The organism is Streptomyces sp. ERV7 (genome assembly GCF_001653515.1).
Lineage (GTDB): Bacteria > Actinomycetota > Actinomycetes > Streptomycetales > Streptomycetaceae > Streptomyces.
This window is the reverse complement of the sequence record NZ_LYOY01000013.1, coordinates 1-6,550: the sequence shown is the minus strand read 5'-3', so window position 1 is coordinate 6,550 and position 6,550 is coordinate 1. Positions and strand designations below refer to the sequence as shown.

At 71.9% G+C, this 6,550-nt stretch carries 4 protein-coding genes; 2 read left to right on the top strand and 2 right to left on the bottom strand.

Translation table 11 applies throughout. From position 1 onward, the window contains the following. The coding region (locus A8W25_RS05735) for an APC family permease (RefSeq protein WP_079125842.1) at window positions 1-1,423 on the bottom strand (1,423 nt) is incomplete at its 3' end. 182 nt (window positions 1,424-1,605) lie between these two features. Between A8W25_RS05735 and A8W25_RS05730 the strand changes: the two genes are divergently transcribed. Together A8W25_RS05730 and A8W25_RS05725 are read left to right on the top strand one after the other, a co-directional pair. Further along, window positions 1,606-2,793: an ROK family protein gene (locus tag A8W25_RS05730; protein WP_067156985.1), complete on the top strand. Its 1,188-nt coding sequence runs from the start codon at window positions 1,606-1,608 to the stop codon at window positions 2,791-2,793. A gap of 87 nt (window positions 2,794-2,880) precedes the next feature. Next, on the top strand, window positions 2,881-5,568 hold the full coding sequence (locus tag A8W25_RS05725; RefSeq protein WP_067156982.1) for a glycoside hydrolase family 2 protein: 2,688 nt from the start codon (window positions 2,881-2,883) through the stop codon (window positions 5,566-5,568). Window positions 5,569-5,586: 18 nt separating this feature from the next. On the opposite strand, the gene A8W25_RS05720 is transcribed toward A8W25_RS05725, so the two are convergent. Continuing rightward, window positions 5,587-6,550: glycosyl hydrolase family 18 protein (locus A8W25_RS05720; RefSeq protein ID WP_067156979.1), on the bottom strand; the 964-nt coding region annotated here is incomplete at its 5' end.

Genomic DNA, 6,550 nt, shown 5'->3' with positions numbered 1-6,550 from the left:
CCTCCTCCACATACTCCTCCCGAACCTCCCGCGCCCCGAACGGCCACACCTTCTCGTAGCGGGCCCACGCCACGAAGGCGACGCAGCCCAGCGCCAGCCAGGCCAGTGACCACTCGATGGGGTGGCGGCCGGGGGAGTTCCTGTCGGCGTAGCCGTAGATCACCAGCCAGCCCACCAGGGCCACGACGCTGGGCAGCGGGTAGAGCCACATCCGGTAGGGGCGGCGCAGGGTCGGCTGGCGGGTGCGCAGGACTGTCAGCGCGGCGATCTGGGCCAGCGCCTGCACCAGCACCATCACCGTGGTGAGCAGTTGGATCAGCGTGGCCAGGTCCGTGTGGCGGCCGATGAGGAAGCCGATCGCCGTGATGACGCCCATGGTGGCCAGGCCCAGGGTCGGGAAGCGGTGCCGGGGGTGGAGCTTGGCGTACGGGCGGAAGAAGACGCGGTCGCGGGCGGCGTCGTAGGGCACGCGGGAGCCGCCGAGCAGGCCGGTGAAGACGGAGGCGAAGGCGGTGATGAGGATGAGCACGGTGACCACGTCGGCGGCGCCCTTGCCCCAGGTCTCCTCCAGGACGGCGGAGGCCACCGAGGTGGAGGCGATGTCGCCGGGGTCGGTCATCCGCTGCCAGTCGATGACGCCGAGGGTGCCGATCTGGAGCAGCAGGTAGATCGCCATGATGCCGAGGATGGAGAAGACGATGGAGCGCGGCAGGGTGCGGCCGGGGTTCTTGATCTCGGCGCCCATGTAGGCGGTGGTGTTGTAGCCGAGGTAGTCGTAGATGCCGATGGTGAGGCCCGCGGCGAAGCCGAGCCAGAAGTGGTTGCTGGTGAGTTCGAAGGCGCCCGAGGGGTAGGTGAAGGCGCGGTCCGCGCTGAAGTGGGTGGCCGAGGCGACGATGACCAGGGTCACCGAGGCGATCATCACGGCCCACATGACGGCGGTGATCCGCGCGATGTGCTCGATGCCCCGCCACAGCAGCAGCACGACGAGCACGATCACCCCGAGGCCGACGAGGTCGCCGCTCGTCCTGCCCATGTCCGGTGCGAGGTAGCCGAGGTACTGGACGAAGCCCACCACGCCGGTGGACATGATCAGCGGGATGAAGAGCATCGCCGTCCACACGAACAGGAACGGCATCAGACGTCCGCTGCGGTACTGGAAGGCCTGGCGCAGATAGACGTAACTGCCGCCGGATCCGGGCAGGGAGGCGCCGAGTTCGGCCCAGATCAGCCCGTCGGCGAGGGCGAGCACCGCCCCGGCGACGAAGCCGATGACGGCCTGCGGCCCGCCGAAGGCGGCGACCATCAGCGGGATGGTGACGAACGGGCCGATGCCGCACATCTGGCTCATGTTGATGGCGGTGGCCTGGAAGAGTCCGATACGGCGGACGAAGCCGCCGGTCGGCGGCGGGGTTCCGGACACGAAGGGACCTCCCTGGGGCTGCTGGGGACGCTGACGGCGGTGGTGAAGTGAGCACGGACGAGGGTGATTTCGCCGGTACGGCGGTCCGCCCCGGTGTCGGGCGTGCTCAAGTTAAGTACCTTTACTTTGAGCGTCAAGAGGTCGCCGGGAACCCGTCCGCGGCAATACGTGAGAATGATGTGATGACCAGCAGCGACGAGGGTGAGCAGCCCTGGAACCCACAGCGCCAGCGCAACAGCAACGAGCGGCTGCTGCTCGACCGGCTGCGCGCGGGCGGCCCCTCGTCGCGGGCCCAGCTCGCCCGCGAGAGCGGTCTGTCCAAGCCGACGGTCTCCAGCGCGCTGGCCGCGCTCGCGGCCACCGGCCTGGTCCGTGAGGCCGGTACGCACACGCCCGAGCGCGGCCGGTCGGCGGTGCTCTACGCCCCGGACCCGACGGCCGGGTACGCGCTGGGTATCGACATCGGGCGGGCCTGGCTGCGGGTCGCGCTCGCGGATCTGGACGGCACGGTGGTGGCCCGCTCCGAGGTCCGCAACCAGGCCCGCACCTCCTCCACCATGGCCGATCTGGTGGTGACCACAGCCCACCGACTCGTCGCCGGATCCGGCGTGGACGCCGAGAAGATCGCCCAGGCGGTGGTCGGCACACCCGGTGTGTACGACGCGGAGAAGCGGCGGGTGCGCTACGCCCAGCACCTGCCCGGCTGGGGCCGGCCGGGCCTGTTCGACCGGATGCGCGACGGACTCGGGATGCCGCTGGCGGTGCACAACGACGCCAACCTCGCGGCGCTGGGCGAGTACACCTTCGGCGTCGGCTCCGGCAGCCGCCTCTTCGTGTACGTGATGATCGGCACCGGCCTCGGCATGGGCGTGGTCAGCGAGGGCCAGCTCTTCACCGGCGCGCACGGCGGGGCCGGCGAGATCGGCTTCCTGCCCTGGCCCGGACGGCAGAAGCCGGACACCCTTGAGGACGCCGTGTCCGGCGACGCGGTGGTGGCCGCGGCGCGCTCGCACGGCATGGCCGGGCCGCTCACGGCGAAGGACGTCTTCGACGCGGCGCGGGCCGGGGATCCCGCCGCGGTCAAGGCGGTCGAGCTGGAGGGCGAGCGCCTCGCCCACACCGTGGCGGCCGTCGCCGCGGTGCTCGACCCGGATCTGGTGGTGCTCGGCGGGGGCGTGGGGCACAGCGCGGATCTGCTGCTGCGGACCGTCCGGGACACCCTGCGCACCTTGACCCCGCTGCGCCCGAAGGTGGCACCGAGTGCGCTCGGCGAGGACGCGGTGCTCCTCGGCGCGGTGGCCACGGCCCTGGGCACCGCCCGGGACGTGACCTTCGAGCGGCGCACCCGCTCCGGCCACCCCGGTCGTTGACATGACTCCCTCAGGTCTCTACCTTCGGGATGCGAGTTAGTAAAGATTCCTTACTTGGATCCCTGACTTGGATGCCGGGAGACCACCGTGTTCTACCGTCGACTCTTCGTCCGCCGAAGGACCGCCGCGGCCGTCGCGCTCACCCTGACCCTTTCCCTCGCGTCGGGGGTTCACCCGGCAACTCCCGCCGCCCGCACGGCAGTCACCCCCGCCACGACGGCGCTCTCCGGGTACGCCATCCAGTCCACCGCCAAGGTCACCGACTCCGCGGCGGCCGTCTCCAGCCCCGGCTACCCGGCGGCGGGCTGGTACCGGGCCGGGCCCCGCTCCACGGTCCTCGCGGCCCTGCTCGCGGCCGGCAAGTACGCCGACCCCTTCTACTCCACCAACCAGAAGGACATCCCCGCCGCGGACTTCGCCGTCCCCTGGTGGTACCGCTCGGACTTCACCGTCGCCGACACCTCCGCGCGTACGTATCTCGACTTCAGCGGGGTCGTCTCGGCCGCCGATGTGTTCGTCAACGGGCGGCAGGTGGCGGACAGGGGCGCGGTCGCCGGGGCCTACACCCACCACGAGCTGGACATCACCTCGGCGGTGCGGCCGGGCGCCAACACCGTCGCGTTCCGCGTCCGGCCCAACGACCCCAGGAAGCACCTCACCATGGGGTGGATCGACTGGCTGCAGCCGCCGCCCGACGAGAACATGGGCATCGTCAGGGACGTGCTGGTGCGGCGCGGCGGTCCGGTCGCGCTGCGGGACGCGCACGTCGTCACCGCCCTCGCCGTGCCCTCCCTCGCGACCGCCGACCTGACCGTGAAGGCCCGGGCCCGCAACGACTCCGCGAACACGGTCACCACGACCGTCTCCGGCACGATCGGCACGGTCTCCTTCAGCCAGGACGTCACGCTCGCCGCACACGAGACCAGGACCGTCACCTTCGCCCCGGACACCTACCCCCGGCTCCGGCTGGCCTCGCCGCGCGTGTGGTGGCCCGCCGGGATGGGCGAGCAGGCGCTGTACGGGCTCGATCTGACCGCCTCGGTCTCCGGCAGCACGTCCGACACCGCGCACGAGTCGTTCGGCATCCGCGACGTGAAGGCGCCGCTCGACGCGGCCGGCGCCCGCCAGTACGCGATCAACGGCCGCCCGCTGCTCATCAAGGGCGGCGGCTGGTCGCCGGACGAGTACGTGCGCTGGGACCGCACCTATGTGGAGGACCGGCTCAAGTACGCGCTCGACCTGGGCCTCAACACCCTCCGGCTCGAAGGGCACATCGAGCCGGACGAGTTCTTCGACCTCGCGGACCGCTACGGCGTCCTCACGCTCCCCGGCTGGGAGTGCTGCGACAAATGGGAGGGCCAGGTCAACGGGAGCGAGTCGGGCGACAAGTGGACCGCGGCGGACTACCCGGTCGCGAAGGCCTCGATGGCCGCCGAGGCGGCCCGGCTGCGCGACCACCCCAGTGTGATCTCGTTCCTCATCGGCAGCGACTTCGCCCCGGACGCGACGATCGAGAAGAACTATGTGGAGGCGCTGCGGGCGGCCGACTGGCCGACGCCCGTGGTGGCCGCCGCCTCCGACACATCCTCGCCGATCAGCGGCCGTTCGGGCATGAAGATGACCGGCCCGTACGACTGGGTGCCGCCCGCCTACTGGTACGACAAGCGGGAGGGCGGGGCCACCGGCTTCAACTCCGAGACCAGCGCGGGCCCCGACATCCCCACCCTGGACACCCTGCGCCGGATGATGTCACCGGCCGAGCTGGACACGCTCTGGAAGAACCCGTCGGCCAAGCAGTACCACCGCTCCCCCTCCTCCACCTTCGCCACCCTCGGCATCTACGACGCGGCCCTGACCGGCCGCTACGGCGCCCCGACCGGCCTCGACGACTATGTGCGCAAGGCGCAGCTCGCCCAGTACGAGAACGTCCGCGCCCAGTACGAGGCGTACGCCCGCAACGCCAAGGACGCCTCGAAACCCTCGACCGGGCTCGTCTACTGGATGTTCAACAGCGGCTGGACCTCGCTGCACTGGCAGTTGGTGGACCGCTTTCTCGACCAGGGCGGCGCGTACTTCGGCGCGAAGAAGGCCAACGAGCCGCTGCACGTCCAGTACTCCTACGACGACCGCTCGGTCGCCGTGGTGAACAACCGGCACGCACCCGCCTCCGGCCTCACGGCCCGGGTGACCCTCTTCGACCCCGACGGCACCCAGAGGTACGACCGGACGGCGACGGGTGTGACCGTGGGCGGCGACGGCGCGAGGACGACCGCGCTGACGGTCCCGGCGAGCGTGAGCGGCCTCTCCACCACCTACCTGGCCCGGCTGCTGCTCACCGACGCCGCCGGCAAGGAGGTCAGCCGCAATGTGTACTGGCTCTCCACCAGGGCGGACGTCCTCGACTACGCGCACACCGACTGGTACCACACCCCCACCACGGCCTTCGCCGATCTCAAGGGCCTGGGCACGATGGCGAAGGCGGCGGTGACCGCCACCGGCACGACCACCGCGACCGGCGACGGCACCTCGACCACGACCGTCACCCTCACCCGCACGGGAGCGGGCAGGACCCCGGCGCTGCTCACCGACGTCCATCTCGTCGACGCCGAGGGCGCTCCGGTCCTGCCGGTGCGGTGGTCGGACAACCAGGTCACGTTGTGGCCCGGTGAGACGGCGACGCTGACCGCCACCTACCGCACCTCCGACCTGCACGGATCGGCCCCCTGGCTGCGGATCTCCGGCTGGAACGCACCGACGGCCGCGGTCCGGGGCTGAACCGGGCCCGGCATGCGGTCAGGTGCGCGCGAGCACCGGCCACACCGCCGGGTCCTCGAAGTTCAGGGCCCACAGAGAGGTGTTGCGGACGCCGTAGCGGGCCAGGACCGGCAGATCGGCCTCGACGCCCCGGGCGTCCTGGTACCAGACCTCGCGGGCCGTGTCCCCGTCCTGGTAGGTGAAGTGCGGGGTCTGCGAGACGGGGTCGAGCCGGTACGGCGCGCCCTCGGCCGCCCGCAGGGCCTCCGCCTCCCGCCAGGTGACGTGCCGGGCGCGGCCGCCGCCGCCCTCGGGCCAGTCCCAGCCGTACGCGGGCAGGGCCATCTCGATGCGGTCGGGCGGGATCAGCGCGGTGGCCCGGCGCAGGATCTCCTCGTACCAGTCGACCCCGGCGAGCGGCCCGGGGTCGCCGCCCGACCAGTGCCGGTCGTACGCCATGATCCGCACCCGGTCGGCGGCCCGGCCGAGCGCCGCGTAGTCCCAGATGCGCCCGGTGGTCGCGGTCTGCGGCGACACGGTGCTGACGCACTTCTTGGCGAGGGCGTGCAGCCGGGCGCACAGCTCGGTGATGAACGTGGCGTAGTCGGCCCGCACCGCGGGGTAGGCGGCGTCGCCGGTCGGGGCGATCGACTCGTAGTCGATGTCCAGGCCGTCGTACGAACGGCTGCCGACCACCGTGAGCAGGGCCGTGATGTGGGTGGCGCGGCGGGCCGGGTCGGCGAGGACGGCGGCGAGCACGCCGGGCTTCATCGTCTCCATGACGGTGGGCACCACCGCGATCCCGGCCGCGTGCAGCCCGTCGACGATGCGCCGGTCACCCGCGCCGGGGTGGCCGTCGATCCGCTCGGCGCCGATCGCCTGGTACCAGAAGGGGCTGACGGTGTGCAGCTGGGCGGCGTGGCGCAGGGCGTCCTGGTAGGCGCCCTCCTGGTCCCAGTACGGCAGCCAGGCGGAGACCGTGCGGGGCGGCGCGGGGTCGGCG

Excerpts from the sequence above, each read along its gene's own strand:
- A8W25_RS05730 (WP_067156985.1), top strand. The coding sequence starts at position 1,606 with ATGACCAGCAGCGACGAGGGTGAGCAGCCCTGGAACCCACAGCGCCAG.